General features: G+C 69.7%; 11 protein-coding genes. 6 read left to right on the top strand and 5 right to left on the bottom strand.

Going from position 1 to position 14,202, the window contains the following annotated elements; genetic code table 11:
- The first annotated feature begins 121 nt into the window (after positions 1-121).
- On the top strand, positions 122-1,609 hold the full coding sequence (locus EDD27_RS40295) for a pectate lyase family protein (RefSeq protein ID WP_127937050.1): 1,488 nt from the start codon (positions 122-124) through the stop codon (positions 1,607-1,609).
- Positions 1,610-1,935: 326 nt separating this feature from the next.
- On the opposite strand, the gene EDD27_RS40290 is transcribed toward EDD27_RS40295, so the two are convergent.
- Positions 1,936-2,979 (bottom strand): helix-turn-helix transcriptional regulator, encoded by a 1,044-nt coding sequence (locus tag EDD27_RS40290; protein ID WP_164903996.1) that lies wholly within the window; start codon positions 2,977-2,979, stop codon positions 1,936-1,938.
- A gap of 63 nt (positions 2,980-3,042) precedes the next feature.
- Between EDD27_RS40290 and EDD27_RS40280 the strand changes: the two genes are divergently transcribed.
- A complete protein-coding gene (locus EDD27_RS40280) occupies positions 3,043-4,188 on the top strand; it encodes an epoxide hydrolase family protein (protein ID WP_127937048.1) in 1,146 nt (381 codons plus the stop codon).
- 186 nt (positions 4,189-4,374) lie between these two features.
- On the opposite strand, the gene EDD27_RS40270 is transcribed toward EDD27_RS40280, so the two are convergent.
- Both EDD27_RS40270 and EDD27_RS40265 read right to left on the bottom strand, forming a co-directional pair.
- On the bottom strand, positions 4,375-7,257 hold the full coding sequence (locus EDD27_RS40270; RefSeq protein ID WP_127937047.1) for an AfsR/SARP family transcriptional regulator: 2,883 nt from the start codon (positions 7,255-7,257) through the stop codon (positions 4,375-4,377).
- Positions 7,258-7,387: 130 nt separating this feature from the next.
- Complete coding sequence (locus tag EDD27_RS40265) at positions 7,388-8,212, bottom strand: class I SAM-dependent methyltransferase (RefSeq protein ID WP_127937046.1); 825 nt, start codon at positions 8,210-8,212, stop codon at positions 7,388-7,390.
- A 56-nt stretch (positions 8,213-8,268) separates the two neighbouring features.
- Between EDD27_RS40265 and EDD27_RS40260 the strand changes: the two genes are divergently transcribed.
- Both EDD27_RS40260 and EDD27_RS54885 read left to right on the top strand, forming a co-directional pair.
- Positions 8,269-8,868, top strand: coding sequence for a TetR/AcrR family transcriptional regulator (locus EDD27_RS40260; protein ID WP_127937045.1), 600 nt, complete (start codon positions 8,269-8,271; stop codon positions 8,866-8,868).
- 252 nt (positions 8,869-9,120) lie between these two features.
- On the top strand, positions 9,121-9,507 hold the full coding sequence (locus tag EDD27_RS54885) for a hypothetical protein (RefSeq protein WP_164903995.1): 387 nt from the start codon (positions 9,121-9,123) through the stop codon (positions 9,505-9,507).
- 64 nt (positions 9,508-9,571) lie between these two features.
- Here EDD27_RS54885 and EDD27_RS40250 read toward each other — a convergent pair whose 3' ends face one another.
- Positions 9,572-11,605: a cellulose binding domain-containing protein gene (locus EDD27_RS40250; protein WP_127937043.1), complete on the bottom strand. Its 2,034-nt coding sequence runs from the start codon at positions 11,603-11,605 to the stop codon at positions 9,572-9,574.
- A 256-nt stretch (positions 11,606-11,861) separates the two neighbouring features.
- Here EDD27_RS40250 and EDD27_RS40245 point away from each other — a divergent pair, with 256 nt between their 5' ends.
- Together EDD27_RS40245 and EDD27_RS40240 are read left to right on the top strand one after the other, a co-directional pair.
- The gene (locus EDD27_RS40245; RefSeq protein WP_127937042.1) at positions 11,862-12,458 is read left to right on the top strand and encodes a class I SAM-dependent methyltransferase; all 597 of its coding nucleotides are present in this window, start codon (positions 11,862-11,864) and stop codon (positions 12,456-12,458) included.
- Positions 12,458-13,321 (top strand): fructosamine kinase family protein, encoded by an 864-nt coding sequence (locus tag EDD27_RS40240; protein ID WP_127937041.1) that lies wholly within the window; start codon positions 12,458-12,460, stop codon positions 13,319-13,321. Before EDD27_RS40245 ends, EDD27_RS40240 begins: the two co-directional genes overlap by 1 nt.
- Position 13,322: 1 nt before the next feature.
- Here EDD27_RS40240 and EDD27_RS40235 read toward each other — a convergent pair whose 3' ends face one another.
- Positions 13,323-14,042, bottom strand: coding sequence for a hypothetical protein (locus EDD27_RS40235; protein WP_127937040.1), 720 nt, complete (start codon positions 14,040-14,042; stop codon positions 13,323-13,325).
- Positions 14,043-14,202: the final 160 nt, after the last annotated feature.

Here is a 14,202-nt window from a genome sequence, read left to right as displayed (position 1 = left end):
CGGAACGCTTCCTGCTCTGCCGGGCGCACAATCAGACCGGTCGCGCGTCATGAAAGTTTCACCGGTAGTTGACGGAGGGAAAGCGCTTTCCTACCGTGGCTACGGTTTCATCGATGTTTCCATGCTTTGCCCGGGCAAGGTCACCAAGGCGATCTCGTACGCGGCGTCTTGGCGCTGGAACATGGCCCGCGCCGCCGTACCCACACCACTGGAGAGCATGATGCGCCTGAAAGCCGTCCTCGCATGCACCAGCCTGTTAGCCGGCACATTCATCGCCCTGTCCCAACCCGCCGCTCATGCCGCGCCCACGCGGTATGAGGCGGAGACCTCGCCCGCGGTCTGCACCGGCACCATCGACAGCAACCACTCCGGATACTCGGGCAGCGGGTTCTGCAACGGCAACAACGCCACCGGCGCCTACGCCCAGTTCACCGTCAACGCCGGCGCAGCCGGGACGGCGACTCTCGGCGTGCGGTTCGCCAACGGGACCACGAGTGCCCGGACCGCCGACCTGGTCGTCAACGGCTCGACCGTCCAAAGTGTCTCCTTCGAGGCCACCGGCGCGTGGAACACGTGGGTCACCAAGACGCTCACCGTGTCGGTGAACTCGGGAAGCAACACCATCCGGCTCAACCCGACCACCTCGAACGGCCTGCCCAACATCGACTACCTCGACTTCGAGGCAGGTGGCACACCACCACCCCCGCCGCCTGGAGGAATCATCGGCTGGGCCACGCAGGGCGGTGGCACGACCGGTGGTGCGGCCGGATCCACGGTCACCGTGAGCACCTTTGCCGATTTCCGGACCCAGGCACAGGCCGCAGGCGCCAGGACCATCCTGGTCAACGGCATGCTCAGCGGCTCGGGCACCGTCGAGATCTCGGCCAACAAGACGATCCGGGGCGTCGGCGCGAACTCCGGTATCTCCGGGACCACCCTCAACATCGAGGACATGAGCCCAGCCAATGTGATCATCCAGAACATGAACATCCGCGGCGTACCCGGTAACGACGCGATCCAGATCGAGAACGCCACCCATGCGTGGATCGACCACAACACCCTCTCCAGCACCATCGAGAGCGACCCCGACTACTACGACGGCATGCTGGACATCACCCACGGCGCTGACTACATCACTGTGTCGTGGAACGTTTTCCGCAATCACTGGAAGAACTCACTGGTCGGCCACTCCGACAGCAATGCCGGTGAAGATCGGGGCCACCTACGGGTCACCTATCACCACAACTGGTTCGACCGGACTTTCGAGCGCAATCCGCGGGTGCGTTTCGGTGAGACGGTCCACGTGTTCAACAACTACTACTCGAATATCAACCACAACACCTCCTCCTACGCCATCGCCTCGGTTATGGACGCCGGACTGCTCGTCGAAGCCAACGTCTTCGAAAACGTGCAGCAGGCGTGCTGGTCGGCGAGCGGGTACGCGGACTCCGATCCCGGACGGTTGGTGGCGCGAAACAACTCGCTGACCAACTCCGGGCCATGTGAGATCAATGGCTCCGTGGCGGCAATCCCGTACGGCTACACCGCAGAGAACGTCGGTGCCGTGAAGTCCTCCGTCACGGCGGGTGCGGGCGCCGGCAAGCTGTAACAGCGTTCCGGTTGACGTACAGGTGGAGGCCTGCGGCCCGCGCCGGCCGGTCGCAGGCCTTCACGACATCGCGCGGCAGGTCCGTGCCATCCGGGGCCGCCGGAGGCGCGATGGACGGCGACCGGTCCGACTGCTTCCGGAAGCCCGCGCGGGCCGCCGATCGGACCTCAACCGGGCCCTTCGGCGGGGATGCCGAGCCTGCCCCGGTACGGGTGCGACCGCTCGGCGAGGACGCTCAGAGCGCCGTCGAACCCTCCCATCTCGCAGGTCAGGAGGATCCCCATGGCAGTCTCGGCCTCGTCGCCTCCTATCAGGCCACACCGTGCTCAGCCTGATCTACCTCCGGGATCGGAGTTCCGCGGGCTGCCTGAGCCGCTGGACCCGGACGAGCTCGCAGAGCGCTTCACGCTGCTTCCGGATGATCTGGCAGCAGTGGCGAGGCGGGCGGAGAGGGCCTGGATACGGTCGACGAGCTCGGGTGGCTCGTGCACTTCGAAGTCGATGTCCATCAGCGCGACCCAGACGGCGAGTTCGTCAAGGTCGTTCGCGCCGCTGGACAACGTGCAGGACCGCTCGTCGATCGGCTCGATCGTCCCCGTCGTGGCCGGCATGTGCTCGGCGACGACCTCGGCCGGAGCGTGCATCGTGAAGCGGCCCTGGTATCGATAGGGCGCGATGGAGATCGACCGGGACATGTAGGCCGCCAGGTCGGAGTCGGGCGGGTCGCGGGGGACGAACCGTGGTCCGTTCGGCGTCTGCAGGCTCAGGCGGTCGACCCGGTAGGTGCGCCAGTCCGCCCGGCTGGTGTCCCAGCCCACCAGGTACCAGTGCCGGCCCGAGTGGACGAGCCGGTACGGCTCGGCGGCGCGAGCGCTCTCCTGCCCGTCGTGCGTCCGGTAGTCGAACCGCAGGGTCTCGTGGTCGCGGCAGGCGGCGGCGATCGCGGTCAGGGAGGCCGGGTCCACCGCCGAACCCGCCCGTCCCATCGGCACGGTCATCGACTGCAGCGCGTGCACGCGATGCCGGAGCCGGGACGGCAGCACCCGCTCCAGCTTGGCCAGCGCCCGCACGGAGGTCTCCTCGATCCCCGACACCGAGCCCCCGGCCGCCGTCCGCAGCCCCACCGCGACCGCCACCGCCTCGTCGTCGTCCAACAGGAGCGGCGGCAGGTCCGTGCCTGCGCCGAGCCGGTAGCCGGGCGTGCCCGCGGTGGCGTGCACGGGATAGCCGAGCTCGCGCAGCCGCCCGACATCACGGCGGACGGTCCGTGCGGTCACGCCGAGCCGCTCCGCCAGTTCCACGCCCGACCACTCCCGGTGGGTCTGCAGGAGCGAGAGCAGTCTGAGCAACCGGGCCGATGTCTCCACCATGTTCTCCAGATTGCCCTATTCCTAGGACCGATCCTGTCCTAACCCGTCCCTAGCGTGCTCTCCATGACGTTCACCACGGAGATCAGTCCGTTCCGCATCGACATCCCGCAATCCGCGCTCGACGACCTGCACGACCGGCTGGCGCGCACCCTCTGGCCCGACGAGCTGCCCGGCGTCGGCTGGTCGTACGGCATCCCGGTCTCGTACGTGCAGCGGCTGGCCGAGTACTGGCGCAGCGGATACGACTGGCGAAAGCACGAGGCGGCGCTCAACGAGTACCCGCAGTTCACCACCGAGATCGACGGCCAGAACATTCACTTCCTGCACGTGCGTTCCCCCGAGCCGGACGCGCTGCCACTGATCCTCACCCACGGCTGGCCCGGCTCGATCGTCGAGTTCATGAAGGTCATCGGCCCGCTCACCGACCCCCGCGCCCACGGCGGCGACCCCGCCGACGCCTTCCACGTCGTCGCCCCGTCCATCCCCGGCTTCGGTTTCTCCGGCCCCACCCGCGAGACCGGCTGGGACCTTCGCCGGGTCGCCCGTGCGTGGGCCGAGCTGATGAGCCGCCTCGGCTACGAGCGCTACGGCGCCCAGGGCGGCGACAGCGGCTCGGTCATCTCCCCCGAGCTGGGCCGCGTCGCCCCCGAGCGGGTGGTCGGCGTGCACGTCAACGGCGCGCTCGGCTTCCCGGCCTTCGACCCGGCCGAGATGGAGGGCCTCACCGAGACCGAGCAGGCCCGCATGCAGCTCTACGCCGACGACGACCGCTCCGGCTACGCGATCATCCAGGCCACCCGGCCGCAGACCGTCGCCTTCGGTCTGCACGACTCACCCGCCGCCCAGCTGGCCTGGATCGTGGAGAAGTTCAAGGAGTGGACCGACCCCGCGCACGACCTGCCCGAGGACGCGGTCGACCTTGACCAGATGCTCACCGACGTGACGATCTACTGGCTGACCCGCACCGCCGCCTCGTCCGCCCGGCTCTACAAGGAGGGCTCGGCACAGTGGGGGATGCCGGTCGAGCGCTCGGAGGTCCCGCACGGGGTCGCGGTCTTCCCCGGTGATGGCGGGATCCGGCGTGTCGCCGAGCGCGAGCACAACGTGATCCACTGGTCGGAGTTCGACCGGGGCGGTCACTTCGCCGCCATGGAGGCCCCTGATCTGCTGGTCGACGACGTCCGGGCGTTTTTCCGCAAGGTCCGCTGACCGCGGGCTCCGCGTGGCAACGGCTGGGAGAGTCGCCGCCGGTGGGCGAACACGTGGTTCCAAGCTCGGTCTCAGCGACCGCGTCCAGGCCGTCGTGCTGGCCTACGAGACCGGGCTGATCTCCCGGGCGGTGCGGCGCAAAGGGAGTGACTCACTCGGAGGAGGCAGAGTCCCCGTGCGTTCCGGTCAGGAGTGGCCGTTGCGCAGGACCGTCTGCCGGCCGTCGTCGCCCGGGGTGCTCACGATGAGGCGGCGCGCCATAGCCGTGGCGTCCTCCTTCGTGAGGCTCGCCCCCATGGCCGTGGCCTCTTCGTACGCCTCCGGAGAGAGGGCGTCGCGCACGGCGGCGACGTTCCGTGGGCCGTCCAGCGGATCCATGAGCTCGGGGGAGTAACCCACCCGGGAGCCGATGGCCGAGACCGTGCCGAGCAGCACGGCGCCGTCCGTCGCCCGGCCGGCCATGCCGAGGGCGCCGGCAAGCACGTGGGCACAGGCCAGCCAGGAGGTCACGTCCTGCACGCGGTCGAGGTGCACGACCAGCCGGGCCGCCTGCTGCACCGCGCGGTCGGCGTCGCCCAGGTCCATGGCGACCTTCGCCCCGATCCAGCCCGAGGAGCAGTACGCCCATTCGTGGCCGCAGGCCTCGGCGATGTCGGCGGCCTGTACGAGCTGCCCGGCGGCGAGCAGCGGATCGCCCGCCACCCTGGTGATCTGTCCGCGCACCATCATCAGCTCGGCCTCGACCCACGGCAGCCCGGCCGCCCGTACATGCTTCCAGCCCTCGGCGAGCGTGCTCTGCGCCTTGCCCGGGTCGCCGCTGAGCTGGAGGAAGTACGCCCGGTACGGCAGGGCGCGGGCCATGGTCTCGACGTCGCCGGTGGCCTCGGCCTGCCGCAGCGCCAGCTCGACGTCGTCGTTCCCGGCGAACGGGTCGCCCGCCAGGTACCGGAGCAACGCCCGCCCGATCAGCGCCTGCCCCCGCCCGGGGTGGTCGGCGTCTGCGCGGTCGAGGGCCTCGGACAGCCGCGCGATGCCTTCGTGCACGTCGCCGTTGCGATACCAGAACCACGACAGCGCGCCGGCGATGCGCAGCGCGGCGTCCCCGTCGCCCGCGGCCAGGGCACAGCTGAGCGCGGCCCGCGTGTTCGACTGCTCGTTCCGGAGCCTGCGCAGCCACAGCTCCCCGTCGAAGGTGCGCAGGCGCCGTCCGGCCGTCTCGGCCAGCTCGACAGCCCACGCCAGATGGCGGCCCGCCCATCGGGCCCGTTCGTCGCCGGACAGGGTGCGAAGGGCGTACTGCCGGATGCTCTCCAGCATCCGATAGCGCCGGGGCACGGCAACGCCGTCCACAGTGACCAGTGACTTGGCGACGAGACCGCCCAACCTGTGCAGCACCGCCGGAGGCCCCGCCACCCGTTCGGCCGCCTCCAGGTCGAACCCGCCCTCGAAGAGGCTCAGGCAGCCGAGCAGGTCTTTCTCGGGTGGGGTGAGCAGGCGCACGCTCGACTCGATGGCCGCCTCCAGGCTCCGATGGCGCTCGGGGGCGGTGCGGGAGCCGGTGGCCAGCAACGCGAACCGATCGTGGAGCCCGCCGGCGATCTCGTCGAGGGACAGGACTCGGGTCTGGGCCGCCGCGAGCTCGATGGCCAGAGGAAGGCCGTCCAGCTCCCGGCAGATCCGGGAGATCAGCCGCCGCTCGTCGTACGAGGGCCGCCGGTCCGGACGGACCGCGAGGGACCGTTCCACGAAAAGTTCGACGGCCGCCCCATCGAGGTCCAGCGGTGGCAGATCCCAGGTCGTCTCTCCCGCGACGGCCAACGGCTCCCGGCTCGTGGTGAGCAGCCGCAGGCCGGGGCAGCGGGACAACAACGTCTCCGCCAGCGGCGCGACCGCGTCGACCAGATGCTCGCAGTTGTCGAGGACCAGCAGCATCTCCCGGTCGCCGATCGAGGCGGCGAGGTGGTCGGTGCTGGCCGTGATGGCCGTGCCCATCGCCGCGCCGACCGTGGCCGGCAGCAGCTCCGCATCGGTCACGTCGGCGAGGAGGGCCAGCCACGGGCCGTCCCCGTCCTCATGCTCCCGGGCGATCTCCAGAGCCAGGCGGCTCTTGCCGGTGCCGCCGGGACCGGTGATCGTCACCAGCCGGTGGGCGGCGAGCAGATCCTTCACCGTGCTCAGGGCGGCGGCACGCCCGATGAGGCGGGTCAGCGGCGCCGGAAGCTTCGGGCGGGCAGGCACTCTCGGCTCGGCGGGCTCGGCGATCACCGCCGCCTCCTTCGGAGCCCGCCAGTCCAGCGCGGGGTCCTGCCGGAGCACCGCTGCCTCCACGGCGCGCAGCGAGGGGCCGGGGTCCACTCCGAGCTCCTCGATCAGCCGCTCGCGCGCCATGCGGAGGGCGGCCAGGGCGTCTCCCTGCCGCCCGCTCCGGTACAGGGCGAGCGCCAGCAACTCCCAGGACCGCTCCGCCAGCGGGTGCTCGCGGACCAGCGACTCCAGCTCGCCCACCGCCTGGACGGCCGCGCCCATCGAGAGGCGGGCCGCCGCGTGGTCCTGGCGGGCGGCAAGCCTGGCGTTCTCCAGCCGCGCGATCTCGGCGCCCGCCACGTCGGAGTCGCCGAGGTCGGCGTACGCGGGGCCGCGCCACAGCGCGAGCGCGGTCGCGAGGCTTTCCGCCGCCGCCGGTGGATCGTCGGGCAGCAGCCTCGCGCCGCGCTCCGCCAGAGCGGCGAAGCGTTCCGAGTCCACCGATTCCGGCCTGACGCGCAGGACGTAGCCCGGGCCCTGGCGGTCGAGGAGGCCTGTGGCCGCACGGGGCTGCCGGTCTGGTTCGAGGGCCTTCCTCAACCTCGTGATGTACGAATACAGCGTGGAAATGGCGCTGTTCGGAGCGTGTTCTCCCCATACCGCGTCGACGATGTGGTCGGTCGTCACCACCTTGCCCTGGGCGATGAGCAGTGTGGCTACCAGGGCTTTGACGCGGGTGCCTCCGAGTTCGATGCGTTCGCCCTCGCGGGTCACCGCCAGAGGACCCAAGACGGAGAACTGGAGCACGGCTGGTTCAGCGCTCACCTATGGCCGTTCCTTAGCGTCTATCTCCGCCCAAGCGCGGAATTACCGCCTTTATACCCCAAAGCGGGATATGGATGGGGTATCCCACACCAATTGACCACGGCCGTGACGCCTGTGACAGGAGGGAGGGTTAGGGCGCGGCGGCTAGCGACGCGGTGACCACCACGGCGGTGTAACGCATCGTGAAGCCGCCCCCCGACGCGTCGATCGCGGCGCCGATGCCCGCGAGCAGTTCTTCCAACTGGTCCGGTGGGAACCGGCTGTGGCCACCGTGGGTGGGCACCTGGTCCAGCCACTCGTCCCGGGTGTAGGGCCGCTCCCAGTCGAACCGCCACTGCTCCGGGTCGCTGAACGCGCCCGACTCCCGTATGCCGTCGGCTGGCTTGGTGAACATCACCGAGTACATCTCCATGGCCGGCATCGTCAGGGCGTACGCCGGCACGTCGGGCACCACCCTGCGATAGACGGAGGCGAAGGCGTCGGCGACTTCGGGCGGGGGCTGGGCCACGTTCCAGAACAGCGCCAGCCGGCCACCTGGCCGCAGCACGCCGGCCGCCTTGGCCGCGCCTGCGACGGGGTCCACCCAGTGCCAGGTCTGCCCGGCGATGACCGCGTCGAAGGTCCGCCCGGCGGGATCCCACGTCTCAAACGCGCCCACCTCGACCTCGATCCCGCTCTGCCGGGCCCATTCGGCCATCCGCGTGTCGACGTCGACGCCGAGCACCCTGCAGCCGGCCGCTCGAAACTGCCGGGTGGAGATGCCGGTGCCGCAGCCGACGTCGAGGACGTCGGGTCCGGGGCTGGCGGTGACAATGCGGTCCACCATGGCGTCGGGGTAGCGGGGACGGGTCCGGTCGTAGCGTTCGGCGTCCGAGCCGAACGACTCCGCTACCTGACGGAGTCGATGAGGCTCCTGCTCAGAAAGACCTGCGCGCTCAGGCGGTAGAGTGGGCATGTGCCCACCATAGTGGGCACATGCCCACTCGTCAACGGAAGGGAGAGGCAGGCAGCATGCCGACAGGGGTGGCCATGCGCGACGCGCGCGCACAGTTGTTCGACGCCGCCGAGCGTGTGCTGCTCCGGGACGGGCCGAACGCGCTGACCAGCCGGGCGGTCACCACGGAGGCAGGCTGCGCGAAGGGTGTCCTGCATCGGCACTTCGCCGACTTCGACGCGTTCCTCGCCGAGCTGGTGCTGGACCGCATCGCCCGGATCGACGACCAGTCCGTCGCCCTGCGTGAGTCCGCCGGGACCGGCACCGTCGCCGGCAACCTCACCCGCGCGCTGATGGAGCTGTTCGGGACGGTCGCCGTGGCGATCGTCGGCCTCATCATCTCCCGGGACGAACTGCGCGCCCGGCTGCGTCAGGCGAGGCCGTCCGGTGTCCCGGTCCTGGCCGAAGCCGCGGCCATGATCGCGGCCTACCTCACCGTGGAGCGCGAAATGGGGCGCATCGCGGCGGATGCCGACGTCGACACGCTTGCGCTCACGCTGATCGGAGCCGGGCACCTGCTCTTCGCCGACCGGAAAGGCGCCCCGCCGGACGCCGAAGCCGTCGGCAAGGTCGTGGACACGGTCATCGCCGACGTCCTGCAAAGGCGGCTGCTATGAGCGGTCGGGAGCAAGCCCGCGCCAAGGGGACGGGCGCCGGTGCACGGGGAAGGTCTACGCCGAGGTCACGGGGAAGGTCTACGTCGAGGTCACGGGGATGACAGGGCGGCGTAGTCTCTGATCATCGCGAAGCGAAGCCTGGCGGCGGAGTTTGGGCATCTGATGGGATTTTTCGGCACATACCTTTTCGACGGAACCCGATGGCTGACGTACAAGGGTGACAAGCCACCGGCGATCCCGGGTCCGTGGCTGATGCTTGACATCTACGACAGCGACATCGCGACGGTCGTCTATTCTCCGGCGGGACGTGGCAGCGGCGTCGCGTACCTGGGCTTCACGCCACGCACATACTTCGAGGACGAGGCCGCCTCGCCACCGACCGACGTAGAGCGGGAGGCGAAGGGCCTCGCCGACTGGTGGAGGGAACGACGGGGCGGCGCCGACAAGATCGCACATGCCGCGAAGGAAGACGAGCTGGCCATCTATCTCGCCGAAGACCAGGATCTCGCGGAGATCGAGTTCGACGAGGACGAGGATGTCGATGATCTCGATGACGGGGAGATCCTCGTCGAGGTCAAGGCCGCTCGTTTCCTCACGGCTCTCGGATTGCCGGTCCCTGAAGAGCTCTCCGATCGATGAACGAGGTGCTGTCCCGAGATGTGGCGACGGCCCGGCCGGTCAGCCGGCCGGGCCGTCGCGGTTGCTAGGCCGTTCCGCAGACGGTTCCGTTGAGGGTGAAGACCGTGGGAAGGACGTTCGGGCCGCTGTAGTTGCCGACGAATCCGATCGTGGTGGACGCGCCCGTGGCGAGTGAGCCGTTGCCGGCCTCGTTCACGACCTTGACGTCCGACCCGGTCTGGGTCCAGACGGCGCTCCAGCCGCTGCCCAGGCTCTGCCATGACCTCGGCCAGGTGAAGTTCAGTGTCCAGCCGTTGATCGGCGCGCCGTTGTTGGTGATCTCGATGGCGCCGACGTAGCCGCTGGCCCAGTCGGTCTGGTTGGTGAGTTTGACGGTGCAGGAGCTGGCGGCGGGGGTGCCCGTGGTGAAGGTCAGCGGTGGGGACGACCAGGAGAGGCCGCCGCCGCTGTCGCGGGCGATCACGTTGACCGTGTACCGGGTGCCCGGCTTGAGGTTGTTCACGGTGAACGACGTGCCGGTCGTCTCGCCGAGTTGCTCGCTGATGGCGCCGTTCTGGCGGTGGAGCTCGTACTTCGCGATCGGACGGGCGCCGGGGGAGGCGGCCGGCCAGGAGATCGTGGCGGTCTTGTCCGTGATGTCCGAGGCAGTCGGCTGGCCGGGGGCGGCCGGGAGGCCGGTCTGGGACGAGGCGGGGCGCAGGACGAGCGTGGTGAGGGAGAGCGGGGGCAGCGTCGGGTTTTCCGCCGTCGAGGTGGTGATGCTCGTGGCGCCGTTGGTGTGGGTCAGCACGGTGGCCGCACCCGCCGCCGGGCGGAAGCCGGAGTAGTCCAGCGCGATCGGGTACGACGTGTCGGACGATGTGTTGATCAGCAGCACCGCCAGGTCACCGTTGGGCCGGCGGGCGGCGTGCGCGGTGACCTTCGGCTGGTCGGTCGCGGCGCGGACGAACTGGTCCCCGGGGCGGGCGAACCTGCTCATCATCTGCAGCGCGTAGTAGGGGGCGAAGGGCGTGTTCAGCGCCGGCTCGCAGACCGAGTTGTCGGAGGTGCACGTCGCACTCGACAGCAGGCCGAAGTCGCCGTAGTCGGTGTGGCCTTCGACCTGCGTGACGGGGCCGATGCCGTTGTGCACGTTCCACCAGTCGACCGTGAAGACCCCGTTCGCCAGCAGCGTCGCGTACGCGTCGGCGGCGGCCAGTGCACCGGGCTGGGTGGTGGTGCCGGCGCTGCTGCTGCCGGTGTTGAACTCGGTCATCGCGATGCCGATCCGCTCGGAGCCGGTTCCGGCGTACTTGGTGATCTGCTCGCGGGTGAGGTGGATCATGTCGGCCACGTGGCCGGCCTTGTCGAGGGCGCCCGGATACCAGTGCAGGATCACGAAGTCGATCTTCGATCCGGCGGTGGACAGGACGACCTTGTTCCAGGTCCCGGTGTCCCCTTCGCCGACCAGGCCGTCGGGCCAGTTGGCCGAGGTGGTCAGCACCGCGCCGATCTTGATGGTCGGATCGACCGCCTTCATGGCGTCGGCGTAGGCCACGACGTGGCGGGCGTACTCGGCCGGGCTCTTGTCGGCATGGTTGTCCGCCTCCCAGGCGGAGCCGTAGTGGCCGTTGCCGTAGTTCTCGTTGCCGATCTCCCAGTACTTGATGCCGTAGCCCTTGGTGACATTGGCGTGCCGTACCCAGGCCGCGGCCTCCTCGGCGGTCCCCGTGCCGTAGTTGGCGGTCACCATCGCCTGAGCTCCGGTGCGGCGTACGCCGCTCATGAACGTGTCGAAGTCGGTGTTGGGGGCGACATATCCACCGGGCGCGGTGTGGTCGGCCCAGTGGTAAATGTCGGAGTACGAGCCGCCGGGATAGCGCAGCAGCTTCACTCCGGCGTCCTTCAGCCGGTCGGCGGTCTCGTCGGTGCCCAGGTTCGTGTCCCAGATCGCATGGTTGGTGCCGATGCCCGTCTGGGGGACGGTGGCCAGGGCGGCGCGGGCGTTGACGGTCACCGCGACAGGGGTGGTCTCGTCGTCGGCGTACGCCGCGGGGGCGGACAAGGCGGTCAGCGACAACAGGATCGCGGACACGGCTCGTAACAGGGTCTTCGGCATCGGCGCTCCTCGCCATGGATAGCGGTCACCACTCGACGCCCCCTCCTGACCAGGAGGCACCATGATCATGAGGGGAGGGCGCCAGGACCGTCAACCAGCCGTGAAACTTTCACGGCCGGGCCTGGAGCGTGGTGGAGCCGGTTGCGCAAGCGGCGACATATCTGGATAGGGCGGGCGGCGAAACGGTGGAAACGGCGGACGACGGCCATCGCGAAGCTATGATCGCCGTCGAGCCGGACCGGACGGAAAGGACCGCATGCCTTTCGACCACAACGATCACTACCACCGCACGCTCCTGCGCCGGGTGCCGAAGGGCTGCCGGACCGCGCTGGACGTCGGCTGCGGGACCGGCCGCTTCGCGCGGCGGCTCGCGAGCCTCGGGATCCAGGTCGACGCCGTGGACCCGGCGGCGGAGGTGATCAAGGCCGCCGAAGCAGAAGGCGGGGGCCCGCGTTTCCACCACGCCGACATCACCGAGATGGAGCTGCCCGAGGGCCGCTACGACTACATCTCCTGCCTGGCGAGCATCCACCACGTGCCGTTCGGCACCGTCGCCGCGCTGCGGGACGCGCTCGCGCCCGGAGGCGTGCTGGCCATCCTGGGCTGTTATCCGGAGCGGTCGGCCGTGGACTACGCATGGAGCCTGGCCGCCATCCCGGCCAACGCGGCCGCGCGCCTCGCCGTCGCCGCCACGGAGCCTCGGGGGCGGGCGGAGGGCACACGGGCGCCGGTCAGGAATCCCGAGATGTCGTTGGAGGAGATCCGGCGGGAGGCGGCCGCCCTGCTTCCTGGGGCCACCATCCGGCGGTTGCTCTTCTGGCGATATCTGCTCGTCTACCGCAGGCCGAGCTGATGGATCCGCTGCTGACCCGGCTGCGCGCGGCCGGATTCGACGCCGTCTCCGCCGACCTCGCTCCCGGCGGGGTGGTGGCCATGGCAGGCATGGCCACCCTCCGGGACGGCTCCCGCGTGTTCGCGAAGACCCTGCAGGGCGCCGGGGCCGATCTCTTCGAGATCGAGGCCGAAGGGCTGCGCGTGCTGCGCGAGGCCGGTGCCACGACCCCGGACGTGCTGGCGGTGACACCGGACCTGCTCGTCCTGGAGCCGCTGTGTCCGCGACCGGACGACAACGAGCGGTTCTGGGAGGACCTGGGCCGCATGGTCGCCTCCATGCATGCCGTGACCGGTGAGCGGTTCGGCTGGCACAGGGACGGCTGGCTCGGCCGGCTGCGCCAGGACAACACCTGGGACGAGGACGGGCACGCCTTCCTCGCCCAGCGCCGCATCCTGCGCTGGCTGCCGGAGCCGCTGGTGGAGGCCGCCTTCGACGCCGAGGAACGCCGATCGCTCGAACGGCTCTGCGCGGCGCTGCCCGACCTGCTGCCGCCCCGGCGGCCGGTGCTGACACACGGCGACCTGTGGCGCGAGAACATTCTCACCGACCGGGCGGGCGGCCCCGCCCTGATCGATCCCGCCGTCTCCTACAGCTGGGCCGAGGCCGACCTGAGCATGCTCTGGTGCTCACCACGCCCGCCGGCCTCCGACCGGTTCTTCGCCGCGTACAACGAGGCGGCGCCCCTGCCGGATGGCTGGCGGCAGCGCATGCGGGTGTTCCACCTGCGGGAGTTGCTGAGCGACATCGCCCACGACGATGGCGGCTGGGGCGCCGCGCAGGAGGTACGCGAGATCATCGCGCCGTTCGCCCGCCGTCAGTAGGTCAGTTGTACCTGTAGAGCTTCGTTTCGATCCGGCGGTTGTGGTCGAACACCGAGGCTCGGTACATGCTGATGGCCAGATCGCCGTGCTCGGCCTTGCCGCACGTGTTGACGCCGGCCAGCTGGTGGATCTCGAACCGCGCGGTCGGGTCGCCGGCCACGAAGTATTCGGCGCGCGCCTGATACTTGTCGGCGCGGGTGTCGCAGGCGAAGACGTACGTGTTCCGCTCGGCGAAGCAGGTCATGGAGGCGCCTCTGGTCGAGGTGCAGACCTTGGCCCGGGCACGAGCGGCGGCCGGGGTGACGCGCGTCTCCCGCTTGACCGGATATTTGGCGATGTTCTGCACGGTCTTCCACCGGCCGAATCGCACCCGGCGATTCCCGTCGTACAGCGCCACCCGGAAGGTCACGACCTTTCCGATCTCGCGGCTGCCGCGCACCTCGCCCTCGCGGGCCAGGTTGTGGATCACGTACTTGGTGCCGAGGTAACCGTTCAGGTAGTACTCGACGGCGGGGTGGACCTTGTCACGCGCGGTGTCCTCGATCGTGATCCCCGGCCGATCGCTCCCGTCCGGCCCTACGCACGCCTCCGCTCCCTTGATCCGGACGCACACGGGCTCGTCCTCGTCGGCTTCGCTCACGGACGTGGGAATGTCCCGCGCGACCACGCGAGGCTCCACGGCCGCCGCGGCCCCGTCGGCGCTGAACACGACAGCGATCATCGCGACCGCTGCGATGAATGTACGACCTAACGCCACTCGAACCTCACCAGTCTCAGAAGTCACATCGGTTGTCTGAATGTGACGCTGATCTCTCCGGATAAGTTCGGATTTCGGATAGATGGTGTTCAGCAGACGTTCAGAGCACGGCGAGAAAAGCCTT

This window comes from Nonomuraea polychroma (genome assembly GCF_004011505.1).
GTDB classification, from domain to species: Bacteria; Actinomycetota; Actinomycetes; order Streptosporangiales; family Streptosporangiaceae; genus Nonomuraea; species Nonomuraea polychroma.
This window is presented reverse-complemented; position numbering and strand designations above follow the sequence as displayed.

Excerpts from the sequence above, each read along its gene's own strand:
- EDD27_RS40295 (WP_127937050.1), top strand. The coding sequence starts at position 122 with ATGCTTTGCCCGGGCAAGGTCACCAAGGCGATCTCGTACGCGGCGTCT.
- EDD27_RS40290 (WP_164903996.1), bottom strand. The coding sequence starts at position 2,979 with ATGGTGGAGACATCGGCCCGGTTGCTCAGACTGCTCTCGCTCCTGCAG.
- EDD27_RS40280 (WP_127937048.1), top strand. The coding sequence starts at position 3,043 with ATGACGTTCACCACGGAGATCAGTCCGTTCCGCATCGACATCCCGCAA.
- EDD27_RS40265 (WP_127937046.1), bottom strand. The coding sequence starts at position 8,212 with ATGCCCACTCTACCGCCTGAGCGCGCAGGTCTTTCTGAGCAGGAGCCT.
- EDD27_RS40260 (WP_127937045.1), top strand. The coding sequence starts at position 8,269 with ATGCCGACAGGGGTGGCCATGCGCGACGCGCGCGCACAGTTGTTCGAC.
- EDD27_RS54885 (WP_164903995.1), top strand. The coding sequence starts at position 9,121 with ATGCTTGACATCTACGACAGCGACATCGCGACGGTCGTCTATTCTCCG.
- EDD27_RS40250 (WP_127937043.1), bottom strand. The coding sequence starts at position 11,605 with ATGCCGAAGACCCTGTTACGAGCCGTGTCCGCGATCCTGTTGTCGCTG.
- EDD27_RS40245 (WP_127937042.1), top strand. The coding sequence starts at position 11,862 with ATGCCTTTCGACCACAACGATCACTACCACCGCACGCTCCTGCGCCGG.
- EDD27_RS40240 (WP_127937041.1), top strand. The coding sequence starts at position 12,458 with ATGGATCCGCTGCTGACCCGGCTGCGCGCGGCCGGATTCGACGCCGTC.
- EDD27_RS40235 (WP_127937040.1), bottom strand. The coding sequence starts at position 14,042 with ATGATCGCTGTCGTGTTCAGCGCCGACGGGGCCGCGGCGGCCGTGGAG.